Below are 17,312 nucleotides of genomic sequence, written 5' to 3'. Positions count from 1 at the left end.
CAGTTGTCGCGCGGCTCCGGGCCGCGCGTCGTTCTTGTTGTAGTGGGATTGCCTGACGCTCAGATGATCACCACAGCGGCAGCACGTAGCTGAGGATCAGGCGGTTTTCGTCGAGGTCGTTGCCGAAGTGGCTGGAGCGAACTGTCGCATTGCGCCACTTCACGCCGAAGTTCTTCAGCGGCCCGTTCTGCACCACGTAGCTGATGTCGGTGTCGCGCTCCCACTCCTTGCCTTCGGGCTTGCCGGCGCCCAGTTCGATGTTGTCGCCGGACAGGTAGCGCGTCATGAAGGTCAGACCGGGCACGCCAAGGGCGGCAAAGTCATAGTCGTAGCGCGCCTGCCAGGATTTCTCGTCGCGGTTGGCGAAGTCGCCGATCTGCACGAAGTTGACCAGGAAGGCGTCGGTGCCGCCGATGTAGGCGAAGCCGGTGTCGCCACTCATCTTCTGGTAGCCGGCGCCGAAGCCGTGGCCGCCGAGGGTGTAGGTGAGCATGGCGCCGAAGGCGCGGTTGTCGACGTTGCTGTGGCCGTCGTCGTCGGAGCGGGCGTAGCGCAGGTCGGTCTTCAGTGACTGGCCGGCGGCGATGGGCAGTACGTGCACCAGGTTGACGATGTGCTGGTCGTAGAGCCCGTCGAGCTTGGCGTAGCTGTAGCCGGTGGTGAGTTGCGGCGTCCACTTGTAGCTGAGGCCGGCGAAGTCGAACTGGTCGCTGGTGTCGGTGGCGACGATGCCGCGCGCGCTGCCACTGGTGACTGTCATGTCCTCGCGGTTGGACGAGTCGCGCTGGCTCACCTGGCGCAGGCGGCCGCCGTCGAAGGTCAGGCCGGCGAACTCGGCGGAATTCAGGTGCGCACCTTCGAAGGTCTGTGGCAGCAGGCGCGAATCGTTGGCCAGCACGGTGGGCAGCTTGGGCAGCAGGGTGCCGATCTTCAGCGTGCTCTTCGAGGCGCGCAGCTTGGCGGTCAGGCCCAGTTCGCTGTAGTCGTCCGGCGCGCCGTTGACCTTGTCCTTGTCGCGTGGCAGCAGGCCGGACCCGGCGCGGTCGGGGCTGGAGTCCAGCTTTAGGCCCAGTAGACCGATAGCATCGACGCCCACGCCGATGGTGCCTTCGGTGAAGCCGGATTCGTAGCGCAGCAGGAAGCCCTGCGCCCACTCGTCCTGCTTGGACTGCGCGGCGTTGTCCTGGCGGAAGTCGCGGTTGAAGTAGAAGTTGCGCAGTTCGACGCTGGCCTTGCTGTCGGCAAGGAATTCGGCGAAGGCCTGGGGCGAAAGGGCGAGGGTGGAACCGAGGGCGGTGATGACGGCGGCATGATTGAGCGTGGAGCGGCTCATCGGGTGATCTCCTGGCGCGGCGCCGTATGCGAAGCGGGACTAGCCGTGGTGTCCGCTGGGGTCTGTTCGCGTTCGGGCAGCGTTGATTGTTGTTATGTCGGCTGTGCGGCGCGAAGGCCGCGAGAGGCGACATAGCCAGGACCGTGCCAGGATTGTAACTATTTGATTTATAAGTCTTATTTTGAGATTTTCGTGAATTGGGAGAAGCGGTTTGTCTCTAACTGGAGACAAGGCGACGGATTGAATCGCCTGGGGGCCATCATTCAAGAGCTTGGAGTGTTTGTCTCTTTTTTGAGACTTGTCTCTTTTTCAGGACTGAAGGCCCAGCGCTGCCATTTTCTTGTACAGCGTCGAGCGCCCCAGGCCCAGGCGTTGTGCGGCCGCATCGACGTTGCCGGCATGCTCGGCCAGGGTGTTGGCAATCAGTTCGCGCTCAAAGGCATCCCGTGCTGCGTAGAAGTCCTGCCCCTCGGCCAGACGGGTTCCCGGTGTCGTCGAGGCGGCGGGCAGTGGCTGCAACTCGCCCAGTGCCGAACGCAGCGCGGCGGCGTCGATCTGCGGGCGATCACCCAGCAGCACGGTGCGCTCCAGCAGGTTGCGCAGCTCGCGCACGTTGCCCGGCCAGGAGTGCCGGGCGAGTAGGGCGAGGCCATCGGTGTTCAGTTCATAAAGTGTCTGGCGGTCGTCGCGCAGGCCGTCGAGGATGGCTTCACACAGCGCCGGCAAATCCTCCAGGCGCTCGCGCAGCGGCGGAATCTCGATGGGCAGGACGTTGATGCGGTAGAACAGGTCGGCGCGGAAACGTCCCTCGCGCACGGCCGCAGCGAGGTCGATGGAGGTGGCGGCGATCAGGCGGATGTCGCTGCGCAGGACTTCGTTCGAGCCGACCGGTTCGAACTCCTTCTCCTGTAGCACCCGTAGCAGTTTGCTCTGCAAGGTCAGCGGCATGTCACCAATCTCGTCGAGGAACAGCGTGCCGCCTTGGGCGATCTGCAGCTTGCCGGCGCGGCCCTTGCGGTCGGCGCCGGTGAAGGCGCCCGGCGCGGTACCGAAGAACTCGGCTTCCAGCAGGGACTCGGGAATGGCGGCGGCGTTGAGGCTGACGAAGGGTTTGTCGGCGCGTGGCGAGGTCGCGTGGATGGCGTGGGCCAGCAGTTCCTTGCCGGTGCCGGTCTCGCCCAGCAACAGGATCGGTGCCTCGCTGGCGGCACCCCGGCGGGCGCGGCGCTTCACTTCCAGGCTGGCCGGGCTGGTGCCGATGAAGTGGCCGAAGCTGTACTTCGCCTGGCGCGCCTGCAGCAGCGAACGGGTCGAGGCCAGCTCGGCCTGCATGCGCTGGTAGCGGGTGAGCAGGGGCGACAGCGCACGCAGTTCGTCGAACAGGGCGAAGCCGATGCCACCGATGACCTCGCCCGCATCGTCGCGGATCGGCACGCGCATGACCACCAGCGGGTCCTTGGCCATGTCGAGGATGTCCAGCAGCATCGGCCGGCCGCTGCTGACCACTTCGCGCATCAGGCTGCCGGGGATCACCTGTTCTACCGGGCGGCCGACGGCCTGCTCGGCACTGTCCAGGCCGAAGCGCTGCGCATAGCGCTGGTTGATCCAGACGATCCGCGCCTCGCGGTCGACGATCACCGTGCCCTCGCTGAACTGCTCGAAGATCTCGAACAGCGAGCGGATCGCCAGTTGGCGGACGCTGGGGTAGTCCTTGAGGCTGTGGGTGTCGGTCATGGTCAGGCCGTGCGCGGGGAGGCAGAGGGCGCACTGTACCGGGATGCGAAGATCAGGTCAGCCGGTAGGGCGAATAACGCCACAGGCGTTATCCACCGATGGCTCGGCGCTGGATGAAGCGCGCTGCTTCAGGCGCCCTACGTTCTGGGAGTGTGCCGGCGAGCAGCCCCGTGAATCGGCGTCGCCGGCTCCCCCTCACCCCAGCCCTCTCCCCGAGGAGAGGGGGCAGTCCGTGCCGGCTGACACATTGGTGTCAGCCGGCGCCGAACGGTTCCCTCTCCCTTTGGGAGAGGGTTAGGGTGAGGGGCTCTTGTAGGATCGGTCGACGTCAGCGCTTGGACAGTTGCGCCTTGGCCACCCGCGAGCCGTTGGGCTTGTCCAGCACCGCGCAGATGCGTTGGCCAGCATCGATCAGCTGGTCCAGGTCGACGCCGGTGTGGATGCCCAGGCCGCCCAGCAGGTAGAGCACGTCCTCGGTGGCGACGTTGCCGGTGGCGCCCTTGGCGTAGGGGCAGCCGCCCAGGCCGGCGACCGAGCTGTCGAACACCGCAATGCCTTCCAGGAGGCTGGCGTAGATGTTCGCCGTCGCCTGGCCATAGGTGTCGTGGAAGTGCCCGGCCAGTTGCGCGCGCGGCACGCGTTGGCCGACGACGTCGAACATGTGCCGGGTGGCGCCGGCGGTGCCGACGCCGATGGTGTCGCCCAGGGAGACTTCGTAGCAGCCCATGGCGTGCAGTTCCGCGGCGACGGCGGCGACCTGCTCTGCGTCCACTTCACCCTGATAGGGGCAGCCGAGCACGCACGAGACATAGCCGCGCACGCGCACGCCGTGCTGGCGTGCCGCTTCCATCACCGGCACGAAGCGCTCCAGGCTCTCCTTGATCGAGCAGTTGATGTTCTTCTGCGAGAAGGCCTCGGAGGCGGCGGCGAATACCGCGACTTCCTTCACCTGGGACTCCAGCGCGGCTTCGAAGCCCTTCAGGTTCGGCGCCAGGGCTGCGTAGGTGACGCCGGCCTTCTGCCGGATGCCGGCGAAGACTTCGGCCGAGCCGGCCATCTGCGGCACCCACTTGGGCGACACGAAACTGCCGACTTCGATGTAGCCCAGGCCGGCGGCGGTGAGGTCATCGACCAGGCGCACCTTGTCGGCGACGGCGATGGGTTGCTTCTCGTTCTGCAGGCCGTCGCGCGGGCCGACTTCGACCAGGCGGACGGATGTTGGCAGTGTCATGAAATGTCCTCGTTGGGTTTGGGCGAAGGGCGCAGGAGCTTTCGGCCAAGTAGGGCGCATAAAGCGGAACGCTTTATGCGCCGTTGCCTGGTGGCGGATAACGCTGGCGCGTTATGCGCCCTACAAGAGCCGGCGTCAGGCCGGCGCTTCTTCCAGTTCGACCAGCGCGGTGCCTTCGGACACCAGTTCGCCCTCGCTGCAATACAGCGATTTCACCACGCCGGCGTGCGGCGCGCGAATGCTGTGTTCCATCTTCATCGCTTCGAGCACCACCAGTGCGGCGCCGGCTTCGACGCTCTGCCCCGGTTCGACCAGGATGCGCACGATGCTGCCGTTCATCGGCGCGCCCAGGCCGCCCTGGTGCGAATGCGCGGCTTCGGCCTCGGCGATGGCGTCGAAACGCTGCACGTTGACCAGTTCACCGTTCCACTCCAGGTAGAGGCTGTCGCCACGGCGGATCACCTGATGGCGGCGGCGAATCTCGCCGTCCTTCACATCCAGCCACTGACCCTCGAGCTGGGCGATGCGCTGCCCGTCGGCATGGCGCAGGCGCACCACGTGCGACTCACCCTTGGCCAGCAGGTGCAGGTCGGTCTCGCCCGGCAGGCCGCTGCGCCAGCCGCTCTGGGCGGACCAGGGCGAATGGGCGTCATCGCCGCGCACGCGGGCGGCTTCGCTCTGCACCCAGGCTTCGCCAGCCAGCTGCCAGAAGCGCTCGGGCAGGGCGGTCGGAGCGGGCAGCAGGGTGTCCTGGTAACGGGCGATGAAGCCGGTGTCCAGCTCGCCGTCGGCGAAGGCCGGATGGGCCAGCACGCGGCGCAGGAAGGCCAGGTTGGTCTTGAAGCCGCCAACGGCGGTTTCGGCGAGCATCGACAGCAGGCGCTGGCGCGCTTCTTCGCGGTTCTCGCCCCAGGCGATCAGCTTGGCCAGCATCGGGTCGTAGAACGGCGAGATGTCATCGCCCTCGCGGATGCCGCTGTCGGTGCGGCGGCCGGGGCCGGCGGCGGGTTCGCGGTACAGCGCGAGATGGCCGCTGGCGGGCAGGAAGCCGCCTTCGGGGTCTTCGGCATACAGGCGCACTTCGATGGCGTGGCCGTTCAGCGGCACCTGTTCCTGGGTGATCGGCAGCGGCTCGCCACGGGCGACGCGGATCTGCCAGGCGACCAGGTCGAGGCCGGTGATGGCTTCGGTGACCGGATGTTCCACCTGCAGGCGGGTGTTCATTTCCATGAAGAAGAACTGCCCGCTGCCTTCGTCGTAGAGGAACTCCACGGTGCCGGCGCCGACGTAGCCGATGGCCTGGGCCGCGCGCACGGCGGACTCGCCCATGGCGGCGCGCAGTTCGGCGGAGAGGCCCGGAGCCGGCGCTTCCTCGACGACTTTCTGGTGGCGGCGCTGGATCGAGCAGTCGCGCTCGTTGAGGTACAGGCAGTGGCCATGCTGGTCGGCGAACACCTGGATTTCCACGTGGCGCGGCTTGGTCAGGTACTTCTCCACCAGCATGCGCGAGTCGCCGAAGCCGGACTGCGCTTCACGCTGGGCGGATTCCAGCGCCTCGGCCAGTTCGGCCTCGCGCTCGACCACCTTCATGCCTTTGCCACCGCCACCGGCGGCGGCCTTGAGCAGCACCGGGTAGCCGATGCGCTGCGCTTCGCGCTGGAAGGTGGCGTAGTCCTGCGCTTCGCCGTGGTAGCCGGGCACCAGCGGCACGCCAGCGGTTTCCATCAGCGCCTTGGCCGCGGACTTGCTGCCCATGGCGTCGATGGCGCTGGCCGGCGGGCCGAGGAAGATCAGCCCGGCCTCTTCGCAGGCGCGGGCGAAGCCGGCGTTCTCCGAGAGGAAGCCGTAGCCGGGGTGGATGGCCTGGGCGCCGGCAGCTTTCGCGGCGGCCAGCACAGCGTCGGCGCGCAGGTAGCTTTCAGCGGGTTTGGCGCCGCCCAGGTCGATGGCGATGTCCGCCTCCTCGACGTGGCGGGCGTTGCGGTCAGTGCCGCTGTGCACGGCCACGGTGGTCAGGCCCAGGGCCTTGGCGGTGCGCATCACGCGGCAGGCGATCTCGCCGCGGTTGGCCACCAGCAGGGTATCGATCTTCTTCATCAGACTTGCTCCTGCCAGGCCGGTTTGCGTTTTTCCAGGAAGGCGTGCAGGCCTTCCTGCCCCTCGGGGCTGATGCGGATGCGGGCGATGGCGGCTTCGGTGTAGTGGCGGCGTTCGGGGGTGAGCTCGCCGGCGCCGATTTCGTGGAACAGCGCCTTGCAGGCCACCAGGGCCGCCGGACTGTTGTTCAGCAGGTTGGCGATCCACGCTTCGGCCTCGTCGTCCAGTTCGGCCGCCGGATAGGTTTCGTCCACCAGGCCCAACTCTCGCGCGCGGATGCCGCTGAAGCGCTCGGCGGTCATGGCGTAGCGGGTGGCGGCGCGCTGGCCGATGGCCTTGGTGACGAAGGGGCCGATGGTGGCCGGGATCAGGCCGATGCGCACTTCGGACAGGCAGAACTGCGCGTCCTCGGCGGCCAGCACCATGTCGCAGCAGGCGGCCAGTCCGACACCGCCGCCAAACGCCGCGCCCTGGACGATGGCGAGGGTCGGCTTCTTCAGTTGGTGCAGGTTGTAGAGCAACTCCGCGAGCTGCTGGGCGTCGTTCAGGTTGCCCTGGTAGTCCAGCTTCACGGACTCCTGCATCCACGCCAGGTCCGCACCGCCGCAGAAGTGGCGGCCACGGCCGCGCAGCACGACGAGGCGTACGCGGTCGTCGTTGGCCACGGTGTCCAGTGCCTGGATCAGCTCGGCGATGGTCTGTGCGTTGAAGGCGTTGTTCTTCTCCGGGCGGTTCAGCCACAGGCTGGCGACGCCGCGCGGGTCGATATCGAGCTCGATGCTCTCAAAAGAGAAAGTCTGATAGTCGGTCATGGCTGCGGCCTTACATGCGGAAGACGCCGAAGCGGGTTGCTTCGACAGGCGCGTTGAGCGAGGCGGAGAGGGCGAGGCCGAGCACGTCGCGGGTCTGCGCCGGGTCGATCACGCCGTCGTCCCACAGGCGGGCGCTGGAATAGTAGGGATGGCCCTGGCGCTCGTACTGCTCGAGGATCGGTGCCTTGATCTTTGCCTCGTCTTCGGCGGACAGCGCGTTGCCGGCGCGTTCGGCCTGCTCGCGCTTGACCTGGGCCAGCACGCCGGCGGCCTGTTCGCCGCCCATCACGCCGATCCGCGCGTTGGGCCACATCCACAGGAAGCGCGGGTCGTAGGCGCGGCCGCACATGCCGTAGTTACCGGCGCCGAAGCTGCCGCCGATGATCACGGTGAACTTCGGCACCTGGGCGCAGGCCACCGCGGTGACCAGCTTGGCGCCGTGCTTGGCGATGCCGCCGGCCTCGTACTTCTGGCCGACCATGAAGCCGGTGATGTTCTGCAGGAACACCAGCGGGATGCCGCGCTGGCAGGCCAGTTCGATGAAGTGCGCGCCTTTCTGCGCGGCCTCGGCGAAGAGGATGCCGTTGTTGGCGAGAATCGCCACCGGGTAGCCGTGCAGGTGAGCGAAGCCGCACACCAGGGTGGTGCCGAACAGCGCCTTGAACTCGTCGAATTCGCTGCCGTCGACCAGGCGGGCGATGATCTCGCGCACGTCGAAAGGCTGCTTGCTGTCCACCGGAATGACTCCGTACAGCTCGTCGGCGGCGTACAGCGGCGCGCGCGGGGCGCGGGTGTTGAGCTGGCCCTGCTTGGTCCAGTTGAGGTTGGCGATGCAGCGGCGGGCGATGGCCAGCGCGTGCTCGTCGTCCTCGGCGTAATGGTCGGCCACGCCGGAGGTCTTGCAGTGCACGTCGGCGCCGCCCAGGTCCTCGGCGCTCACCACCTCGCCGGTGGCGGCCTTCACCAGCGGCGGGCCGGCGAGGAAGATGGTGGCCTGGTTGCGCACCATGATGGTCTCGTCGCTCATCGCCGGCACGTAGGCGCCGCCGGCGGTGCAGGAGCCCATCACCACGGCGATCTGCGGGATGCCCTGGGCGCTCATGTTGGCCTGGTTGAAGAAGATGCGGCCGAAGTGTTCGCGGTCGGGGAACACCTCGTCCTGGCGCGGCAGGTTGGCGCCGCCCGAGTCCACCAGGTAGATGCACGGCAGGCGGTTCTGCTGGGCGATGGTCTGGGCGCGCAGGTGCTTCTTCACGGTCAGCGGGTAGTAGCTGCCACCTTTTACCGTGGCGTCGTTGCCGACGATCATGCACTCCACGCCTTCCACGCGGCCGATGCCGGCGACCACGCCGGCGGCGGCGACGTCTTCGCCGTACACCTCATGGGCGGCGAGGGCGGAGACTTCGAGGAAAGGGGAGCCTGAGTCGAGCAGGCGGTTGATGCGCTCGCGCACCAGCAGCTTGCCGCGCGCGGTGTGCTTGGCCTGGGCGGCGGCGCCGCCGCCTTCATGGACGCGGCCGAGGACGGCGCGCAGGTCCTGGACGTTCTCCAGCATGGTCGCGGCGTTGGCGGCGAAGTCGGGGGAACGCGGGTTGATCTGGGTGTGCAGGATGGCCATGGGGGCTCCATCAGGTTGAGCTCGGTGCCGGGGCTTTTCTCTCACCCCGACCCTGGCTGCGCGCCCCGCTCCTGAGGGAGAGGGGGCGCAATCGGAACGCTGAAGGTTCAGCCGGCACCGCTCAGTTCCCTAACCCTCCGGGAGAGGGTTAGGGTGAGGGTGCTCTCAGGCTGCTCAGCGGGTCTCGTTGAACAGCTCGCGGCCGATCAGCATGCGGCGGATTTCGCTGGTGCCGGCGCCGATCTCGTAGAGCTTGGCGTCGCGCAGCAGGCGGCCGGTGGGGAACTCGTTGATGTAGCCGTTGCCGCCAAGTATCTGGATGGCGTCCAGGGCCATTTGCGTGGCGCGCTCGGCGGTGTAGAGGATCACCCCGGCGGCGTCCTTGCGGGTGGTTTCGCCACGGTCGCAGGCCTGGGCCACGGCATAGAGATAGGCGCGGCTGGCGTTGAGCTGGGTGTACATGTCGGCGACCTTGCCCTGGATCAGCTGGAACTCGCCGATGCTCTGGCCGAACTGCTTGCGGTCGTGGATGTAGGGAACGATCACGTCCATGCACGCCTGCATGATGCCGATTGGGCCGCCGGCGAGGACGACGCGCTCGTAGTCCAGGCCGCTCATCAGCACCTTCACGCCGCCGTTGACCGCGCCCAGCACGTTCTCTTCCGGCACTTCCACATCATCGAAGAACAGCTCGCAGGTGTTCGAGCCGCGCATGCCCAGCTTGTCGAACTTGCTGCCACGGCTGAAGCCCTTCCAGTCGCGCTCGACAATGAACGCGGTGATGCCGTGGGCGCCTTTTTCCGGTTCGGTCTTGGCGTAGATCACATAGGTGTTGGCGTCCGGGCCGTTGGTGATCCAGGTCTTGCTGCCGTTCAAAACGAAGCGGTCGCCGCGCTTCTCGGCGCGCAGCTTCATCGACACCACGTCGGAGCCGGCGTTGGGCTCGCTCATGGCCAGGGCGCCGATGTGCTCGCCGCTGATCAGTTTGGGCAGGTACTTAGCCTTCTGCTCGGCGTTGCCGTTGCGCTTGATCTGGTTGACGCACAGGTTGGAATGCGCCCCGTAGGACAGGCCGACCGACGCCGAGCCACGGCTGATTTCCTCGATGGCGATGACGTGGGCCAGGTAACCCATGTTGGCGCCGCCGTATTCCTCCGCCACGGTGATGCCGAGCAGGCCCATGTCGCCGAACTTCTTCCACATGTCCATGGGGAACAGGTTGTCGGCGTCGATCTGCGCGGCGCGCGGGGCCAGTTCGCTGGCGACGAAGCCCTGCACCTGCTCGCGCAGCATGTCGATGGTTTCGCCGAGGCCGAAGTTGAGGGAGGGGTAGCTCATGGAATCACCTGTACTTGTATTTATATGCGGATGAGAGGGCGGGCAGGGCGGCGAGATCAACTCGTGGCGCGCTGCTTGCGGGGTTTGTCGGTCTCGGCCATGGCCGCCAGGCAGCGCTCCTCGGCCGTGTCCAGTTCCAGTTTCATCTGCTCGATGTCGAGCAACTGTTGCTCAAGCTGCGCGCGGCGCGCGGTGATCTTGTCGAGGAAGGTCTGCAGCTGCCTGGTGTTGCCGCTGCTGGGGTCGTAGAGGTCGATCAGCTCCTTGCACTCGGCCAGCGAGAAGCCGATGCGCTTGCCGCGCAGGATCAGCTTCAGGGCTACCAGGTCCTTGGCGCTGTAGATGCGCTCCTGGCCACGGCGCTCGGGGCTGAGCATGCCTTGCTCCTCGTAGAAGCGGATGGCGCGGGTGGTGACGTCCAGTTCGCGGGCCAGCTCGGAGATGGTGTAGGTCGTGGGCATGGGAATCTTCTTGCTCGGTCGTTTACCTTTACGTTAACGTAAACCTGCCTTGGGTCACTGTCAACACACCTCGCAGGCGGCGTAGGAAAGGTGGATGGCGCGGGAATTGCCTCGTGGTCGCCTCTAACCTTTCCCACCAGGGGCTTCCCCTTTACGGACGCCGCCGGCGGGTGTACACAGCCCTGACCAGCCTGCGAGTTCCGTGCCCTGAAAGAGGGCGCGGAACCTACCGGAGCGATGCATGACGACAAGAACAATAAGCAGCAACCTGTTGCGCGAAGCCCACCTTGCCCGTGAACACCTGCAGCAGGAGGGCGAAGTGCCCAACGGCGTGCTCCGCGAGGAAATCGACGCCTCCTGGCGACGCAGCCTCGGCCACGGCCTGGACTGCGCCAGCGGCACCGAGCACGGCCTCGACACGCGGGTGAAGCCCGACGTGCTGCTGGCCGGCAATCGCCTACTGCTCGACGCCGCCACGCCCGAGCTCGACTACCTGCAGCAGCGCCAGGGCCACGACGGCGTGATCATCCTGGCCAACGCCGACGCCACCATCCTGTCCGTCGAAGGCGCGCGCGAGCGCATGCAGAGCAAGGGCCTGGCCGATATCGTCCAGGGCGCCTGCTGGAGTGAAGCTTCCCGCGGCACCAACGCCCTGGGCACCGCGCTGGTGGAAAAGCGCGCCACGCAGATCGACTGCGGCGAACACTTCCTCGACCGCCTGAGCCGCTTCTCCTGCACCTCGGTGCCCATCGAGGGGCCGCAAGGCACGTTGCTCGGTGTGCTCGACATGACCCGCGAAGGGCCGCTTTCCGGTCCGCGGGAAAGCCTCTCGCTGCTCAGCCTCGCGGTGTTCCAGATCGAGGCGCGGCTGTTCGCCGTCAGCCATCCGGGACAGGTGGTGATCGCCTTCCATTACCGCCGCCAGTACCTCGATTCCGCCTGGCAGGGCCTGCTGGCGCTGGGGCTGGACGGCAAGGTGCTGGCCGTCAGCGGCCAGGCCTGCCAGTTGCTCGGCGCCAACCGCGAAGCCCTCGTCGGCCGGCGCAGTGAAGATTTCCTCGGCGTGCGCGGTGAGCAGCTCATCGCGCGGCTATACCAGGGCGGCGTGGGCAGCCTGCAGACGCCCAAGGGCGAGCTGTTCTACAAGACCCTGCAAGCGCCGCTGCGCAGCCATGCGGTGCCGGTCAGTACGCGTGCACCGCGCCCGGCGGCCGGTCCCGAACTCGAAGCTCTGGCCGGCAATCACCCCCGCTACGCCCGTGCCCTGCGCATGGCGCGCCAGGGGTTGGTGAACGAACTGCCCGTGCTGCTGCTGGGCGAAACCGGCAGCGGCAAGGAAGTGGTGGCCCGTGCCCTGCACCAGGCCAGCGCGCGCAGCGACAAGCCCTTCGTCGCGGTGAACTGCGCGGCGATTCCCGAGGGCCTGATCGAGTCCGAACTCTTTGGCTACCGCGACGGCGCCTTTACCGGCTCTCGGCGCGGCGGCATGGTCGGACGGCTGCAGCAGGCCCACGGCGGCACGCTGTTCCTCGATGAAATCGGCGATATGCCCCTGGCCCTGCAGGCGCGGCTGTTGCGCGTACTGCAGGAGCGCAAGGTGGCGCCGCTGGGCGCCGGCGAAGAGCAGGACATCGACGTCGCGCTGATCTGCGCCACCCACCGCGACCTCAAGCGCCTGGTGGAGGAAAAGCACTTCCGCGAGGACCTCTACTACCGCGTCAACGGCATCAGCGTGAAGCTGCCGGCGCTGCGCGAACGCGACGACCTCGCCGAGCTCGCCAGAGGTCTACTGGCACGCCTGGGCGCGCCGAAGGTGAAACTCTCCGCCGAACTGCTCGGCCTGCTGCGCGAATACCATTGGCCGGGCAACATCCGCCAGCTGGAGATGGTCCTGCGCACCGCGCTGGCCATGCGCGAGGAGGGCGAGGAGGAACTTGGCCTCGACCATCTGCCCGACAGCACTCTCGACGAACTCGCCGCCGGCGAGCGGCCGCAGAGCGGCAGCATCCGCGAGAACGAACTGGAGTTGATCCGCCAGGCGCTGGAGCGCCACCAGGGCAACGTTTCCGCCGCTGCCGATGCGCTGGGCATCAGCCGCGCCACGCTGTACCGCAAGCTCAAACAACTCAAGGTGGGCTGATGTTCTTCACCCGCCTGATCGAGAGCGACGATCCCCAGGCGCTCAAGGCTTCGCTGCGTTGGCTGTACGGCTTCGTGAGGCCGCACAAGGCGGCCATCGCCGGCCTGCTCGGGTTGTCGTTCTGCGCATCCCTGCTGGTGCTGGCGCAGCCCTGGCTGACCAAGACGCTGATCGACGACGGCCTGCTGGCGAAGAACTTCCCGGTGCTGGTGACGGTGGCGGTGGCGATGATCATCGTCGGCCTGGCGGGTACGGCGTTGTCCGGCCTCAACCGCTACCTGCACACGCGGCTGTCCGGGCGCATCCTGTTCGCCTTGCGCGATGCGTTGTACCGCCACCTGCAGACGCTTTCGCCGAGCTTCTTCGGCCGCCGTCGCATCGGCGACCTGATGTCCCGGCTGGATGGCGATGTCGCGGAAATCCAGCGCTTCGCCGTGGACTCGCTGTTCTCCGCCGTCTCCAGCGTGATCGGCCTGGTTGGCGCGCTGGTGCTGTTGCTGACCCTGTCGTGGAAACTGTCGCTGCTGGTGGCGCTGCTGATTCCGCTGGACGTGCTCTGGCTGCGCTGGATGCGGCGCAAGGTCGAGCGCGAGGCGCGCGGTTTGCGCGAGCGTTCGGCGGACCTTTCGTCGTTCTTCGTCGAGACCCTGCCGGCAATGAAGTTCATCCAGTCCGCCGGCCAGCAGAACCGCGAAGCCGGGCGCCTGGAAGGCCTGGGGCAGGGCTATCTGGGCCAGCTGCTGCGCCTGCAACTCACCGAGTTCTTCACCCAGGCCGTGCCGGGCACGCTGATGTCGCTGTCCCGCGCCTGCGCCTTCCTGGTCGGTGGCTACTGGGTGGTGCAGGGCACCTGGCAACTGGGTTCGCTGATCGCCTTTTCCACGTACCTGGGCATGGCCATCGGGCCGGTGCAGAGCCTGCTCGGCCTGTATGTCGCGTTGCAGCGCATGACGGTCAGCCTTGGCCGGGTGATGGAACTGCGCGGCGAGGAAGCCAGCATCGTTTCACCGGTCACTCCACGGGCCATGCCTGCGATTGGCGAGCTGCGCCTGGAGAACCTGAGCTACGCCTGGCCGGGCCGTGCGCAAGCCGTTTTGCTGGACGTACAGGCGGTGATTCCTGCCGGCCTGAAAGTCGCGCTGAGCGGCCCGTCCGGCGTCGGCAAGAGCACTTTGATCGACTTGCTGCAACGCTTCTACGACCCCGACAAGGGGCGCATCCTGCTGGACGGCGTGGACCTGCGCGAACTCGACCTGCAAGCCCTGCGCCGGCGCGTGGCGGTGGTCAGTCAGGACATCGTGCTGTTCCGCGGCAGCCTCGCCGACAACCTGGCCTACAGCGCACCCGAGTCGAGCCGCGAGGCCATCGAGAAGGCCGCTCGCGCCGCGCAGCTGGACAGCCTGATCGCCAGCCTGCCCGAAGGCCTCGACAGCCCGCTGGGCGAGCGCGGCCAGCAGCTGTCCGGTGGGCAGAAGCAACGCATCGCCATTGCCCGCGCGCTGCTGCAGGACCCGCTGATCCTGGTGCTGGACGAGGCCACTTCGCAAGTGGACGAGAGCACCGAACGCGAGGTGATCGCGGCCATCGACCAGTTGTTTGCCGGGCGTACGCGATTGCTGATCAGCCACCGTACTTCGACGTTGGCCGCCGCCGACCTGTACCTGGAATTGCAGGACGGGCAGATGCGCGTGCGCGCAGCGCAGCCGGTGCAGCGACATGAGGCCTGAGCTGCGGGTTGGGGTGGTCGATAGCGGTTTTGCCGAGTCGCAGTCAGCGAGTGTCAGCGCTGCGCGCCGTTTCTTCCTCACCGACACCGGCCATGCTGGAAGCGAACCCCAGGTGGATGCCCTTGGCCACGGAAGCGCTGTCTGCGAGGCCATTCTTTCCCGTACGCCGGATGCTCGCCTGTCTGTCGCACAGGTCTTCGATGAACGCGGCGTGACCAGCCCGCTGCAGATCGCCGCTGCGCTGCACTGGCTCGGCGAGCAGGGTGTGCGGGTGATCAACCTGAGCCTGGGCGTGCGCCAGGATCGGCCGATCCTGCGTGATGCCGTGGCGGAACTGGTCGAAGCCGGCCTGATCGTTTGCGCGTCCAGCCCGGCGCGGGGGGAAGCGGTGTTTCCGGCAGGTTATCCGGGTGTGATTCGCGTGACGGGTGATGCGCGCTGCGGTGAAGGCGAGTGGTCCTGGCTGGATAGTCCGCAGGCGGATTTTGGCGCGGCGGTGAAGGTCGGCGGGCGTTCCGGGGCGAGCCTGGGGTGTGCGGCTTTTTGCGGGCATCTGGCGGCATTGCTGGTGGAACGACCGGAGCTTTCCAATGTGCAGCTCATTGAGCTGATGCGGGAGCGGGCAGCTTTTCGGGGGATCGAGCGGAAGGTGAGTTTGTGAGTCATGGTCGAGTTCTTTCCCCTCACCCCAACCCTTTCCCGGAGGGAGAGGGAGCCGTCCTCTGCAGGCGTTCAGTTCTGAGACTTTGCTGCAGCCCTCGGCGTGAACAGAAATCCCCATGCACGCCGATCAGTCCCCTCTCCCTCTGGGAGAGGGCTAGGGTGAGGGCCTCCGTAGCATGAGTGAACGCCCGATCCTGATTCTTGGCGCCGGCCCCGCCGGAGCCGCCGTCGCCCTCGGCCTGCGCCGTCTCGGTCATCCCGTCACAGTGATCAGCGAATGGCGCCGCTTCGCCGCCGTCGAAGGTGTCTCCCAGCGCGTACTCGAAGGCCTGCGCAATGCCGGCTTGCGGCATGCGCTGGAGTGCGCCGCGCCACCCTCACAGCGTCGCGTGCACTGGAACGGCGTGGAAAGCGCGCAGAATATCGAATGCATCCTCGACCGTCCGCGCTTCGATGCCGGGCTGCGCGAGGACATGACCCAAGCCGGTGTCGAGCTGATCGAAGCGCAGGTGCTGGCAGTGGAGAAAGACGGCGCTGCTTGGCGCGTGACGCTGGATGACGGCCGGGTAGTGCAGGGCGCCTTCCTCGTCGAAGCCCGCGGCCGCCAGGCACCATTGAATCAAAAGGGCCAGAAGGCCCGGCGCGGCCCGGAAACCCTCAGCCTGCTGAATCGCTGGCGGGGCGAGCCCGGTCCTTTGGCGACAGCGGTGGAGAGTCTGCCCGACGGCTGGGCGTGGATGGCGCGGCTGGAGGATGGGCGCTGCTACTGGCAGCTCACCCTGGACGTCGCCAGCAGCCAACTGCCGCCCCGCGAGCAACTGCTGGACTACTGCCGCGAGCGCCGCCGCGCGTCGAGGCTGGTCCGGCAACTTTTCGGGGATGCCGAGGAGCGCGAACTGGACCTGCACGCCCGCAGCAGCACGGCGATCCTCTGCCTGGAGGCTTGCGGCGATAACTGGATTCGCGTGGGCGATGCGGCGATGGCGGTGGATCCGTTGTCGGGCAATGGCATCTTCCAGTCGCTGTCCTCGGCCTTGCAGGCGCCGCTGGTGATCAACACGCTGCTGCGCGCGCCGGAGCGGGCTGAATTGGCCAAGCGCTTCCACCGGCAACGGGTCGAGCAGCTGTTCCTGCGCTTCGCCCGCGTTGGCCGTGACTTTTATGCCAGCGAAGAACAATGGAGTGGCCAGCCGTTCTGGCAGGCTCGCCGCGGGTGGCCGGACGAGCAGCCGAGCCACGTGCCTGCGGATTTCGCCAGCCTGCGCATCGAGCGTGCACCGGTCCTGAAGGGCGAGTTCGTCGATGAGGCGGAAGTGGTGGTCAGCGCCGATCAGCCGCTGGGCATCTGGCACCTCGACGGCCTGGAACTGGCGCCCTGGCTACGGCGGCTGCGCGCGGAGCCGGAAGCCCAGGTGCTGGCGGACCTGCCGCCGGAACGGCGTCGAGCCTTCCAGGGCTGGCTGCTCGCCCAGGGCTATCGCCCGCAGCTTTAACCACTTCACGGATTTTCGAGGCTGCGCCGGGCGATGATGTACGGCTGCCCGATGGAGAATCCCATGGCCTTCCTGCGATCCGCCTTTGCCCTGTCGCTGATCCTGCTGACGCTCTTCGATACCTCGCTCGCGGCTTCGACGTCGGCGGTCGACACCGCCAGCGCGGAACGCTTCCTGCGCCAGTTGTACGCCAGCTATTCGCCGGACGGGCCGGGCGTGCCGAACCCGTCGCTGAAGGAAGAGGACGTCTACGATGCCTCGCTGATCGCCCTGATGAAGGCCGACCAGGACGCCGCCGATGGCGAGCTGGGCTACCTGGGTGGCGACCCGCTATGCGATTGCCAGGACTGGGGCGATATCAAGGTGAAGTCGCTGGAGTTTGCGCCGGTGGACGATGAGCGAATCAAGGCCCGGGTGGTGCTCAAGGATGCACTGACCGGGGAGGACCGCGACCTTGGCCTGCTGTTGCATCGCACGTCAGGCGGCTGGCTCGTCGAGGACTGCTTCAACGAGCAGGGCAGCCTGGCCGAGAATCTCCGGCATAGCACCCGTGAGCTCCTGCAGCTGAAGAAGGGCGCGGCCAAGCCCTGATGCAGAAGCGCCTCAAGTTCTTGTAGGGCGCATAACGCGCAAGCGTTATCCGCCGAAGGATGAGCCGGCGGATA

13 protein-coding genes are annotated in these 17,312 nt (G+C 67.1%); 5 read left to right on the top strand and 8 right to left on the bottom strand.

Annotation, left to right across the window (positions count from 1 at the left end; genetic code table 11):
• Window positions 1-67: 67 nt before the first annotated feature.
• The 8 genes from A9513_RS04995 to A9513_RS04960 form a co-directional block, all read right to left on the bottom strand.
• Window positions 68-1,333 (bottom strand): OprD family porin, encoded by a 1,266-nt coding sequence (locus A9513_RS04995; protein WP_065084129.1) that lies wholly within the window; start codon window positions 1,331-1,333, stop codon window positions 68-70.
• A gap of 309 nt (window positions 1,334-1,642) precedes the next feature.
• Window positions 1,643-3,067 carry a sigma-54-dependent Fis family transcriptional regulator gene (locus tag A9513_RS04990; RefSeq protein WP_065084128.1) on the bottom strand — a complete coding sequence of 475 codons (1,425 nt, stop codon included), beginning with the start codon at window positions 3,065-3,067 and terminating at the stop codon, window positions 1,643-1,645.
• A gap of 328 nt (window positions 3,068-3,395) precedes the next feature.
• Window positions 3,396-4,298: a hydroxymethylglutaryl-CoA lyase gene (locus tag A9513_RS04985; RefSeq protein ID WP_037018116.1), complete on the bottom strand. Its 903-nt coding sequence runs from the start codon at window positions 4,296-4,298 to the stop codon at window positions 3,396-3,398.
• 135 nt (window positions 4,299-4,433) lie between these two features.
• Entirely contained in the window at window positions 4,434-6,395 is a 1,962-nt protein-coding gene (locus A9513_RS04980) for an acetyl/propionyl/methylcrotonyl-CoA carboxylase subunit alpha (RefSeq protein ID WP_065084127.1), read from the bottom strand.
• The gene (locus A9513_RS04975; RefSeq protein WP_065084126.1) at window positions 6,395-7,207 is read right to left on the bottom strand and encodes a gamma-carboxygeranoyl-CoA hydratase; all 813 of its coding nucleotides are present in this window, start codon (window positions 7,205-7,207) and stop codon (window positions 6,395-6,397) included. Before A9513_RS04975 ends, A9513_RS04980 begins: the two co-directional genes overlap by 1 nt.
• A gap of 10 nt (window positions 7,208-7,217) precedes the next feature.
• Window positions 7,218-8,825 (bottom strand): carboxyl transferase domain-containing protein, encoded by a 1,608-nt coding sequence (locus tag A9513_RS04970; RefSeq protein ID WP_065084125.1) that lies wholly within the window; start codon window positions 8,823-8,825, stop codon window positions 7,218-7,220.
• 174 nt (window positions 8,826-8,999) lie between these two features.
• A complete protein-coding gene (locus A9513_RS04965) occupies window positions 9,000-10,163 on the bottom strand; it encodes an isovaleryl-CoA dehydrogenase (protein ID WP_024765596.1) in 1,164 nt (387 codons plus the stop codon).
• 56 nt (window positions 10,164-10,219) lie between these two features.
• Window positions 10,220-10,624 (bottom strand): MerR family DNA-binding transcriptional regulator, encoded by a 405-nt coding sequence (locus tag A9513_RS04960; protein ID WP_024765595.1) that lies wholly within the window; start codon window positions 10,622-10,624, stop codon window positions 10,220-10,222.
• Window positions 10,625-10,865: 241 nt separating this feature from the next.
• Here A9513_RS04960 and A9513_RS04955 point away from each other — a divergent pair, with 241 nt between their 5' ends.
• The 5 genes from A9513_RS04955 to A9513_RS04935 all read left to right on the top strand — a co-directional run bounded on the left by A9513_RS04955 (window position 10,866) and on the right by A9513_RS04935 (window position 17,238).
• Entirely contained in the window at window positions 10,866-12,764 is a 1,899-nt protein-coding gene (locus A9513_RS04955; RefSeq protein WP_024765594.1) for a sigma-54-dependent Fis family transcriptional regulator, read from the top strand.
• Window positions 12,764-14,491, top strand: coding sequence for an ABC transporter ATP-binding protein (locus A9513_RS04950; RefSeq protein ID WP_065084124.1), 1,728 nt, complete (start codon window positions 12,764-12,766; stop codon window positions 14,489-14,491). The genes A9513_RS04955 and A9513_RS04950 overlap by 1 nt, the downstream gene beginning before the upstream one ends.
• Window positions 14,481-15,152 (top strand): S8 family serine peptidase, encoded by a 672-nt coding sequence (locus A9513_RS04945; RefSeq protein ID WP_065084123.1) that lies wholly within the window; start codon window positions 14,481-14,483, stop codon window positions 15,150-15,152. The genes A9513_RS04950 and A9513_RS04945 overlap by 11 nt, the downstream gene beginning before the upstream one ends.
• Window positions 15,153-15,330: 178 nt before the next feature.
• Window positions 15,331-16,647 carry an NAD(P)/FAD-dependent oxidoreductase gene (locus A9513_RS04940; RefSeq protein WP_024765592.1) on the top strand — a complete coding sequence of 439 codons (1,317 nt, stop codon included), beginning with the start codon at window positions 15,331-15,333 and terminating at the stop codon, window positions 16,645-16,647.
• Window positions 16,648-16,710: 63 nt separating this feature from the next.
• Window positions 16,711-17,238 (top strand): DUF3828 domain-containing protein, encoded by a 528-nt coding sequence (locus A9513_RS04935; protein WP_038803153.1) that lies wholly within the window; start codon window positions 16,711-16,713, stop codon window positions 17,236-17,238.
• The last annotated feature ends 74 nt before the right edge of the window (window positions 17,239-17,312 follow it).

It is taken from the genome of Pseudomonas sp. AU12215, assembly GCF_001675465.2.
In the GTDB taxonomy this organism is placed as follows: domain Bacteria; phylum Pseudomonadota; class Gammaproteobacteria; order Pseudomonadales; family Pseudomonadaceae; genus Pseudomonas; species Pseudomonas nitroreducens.
This window is presented reverse-complemented; position numbering and strand designations above follow the sequence as displayed.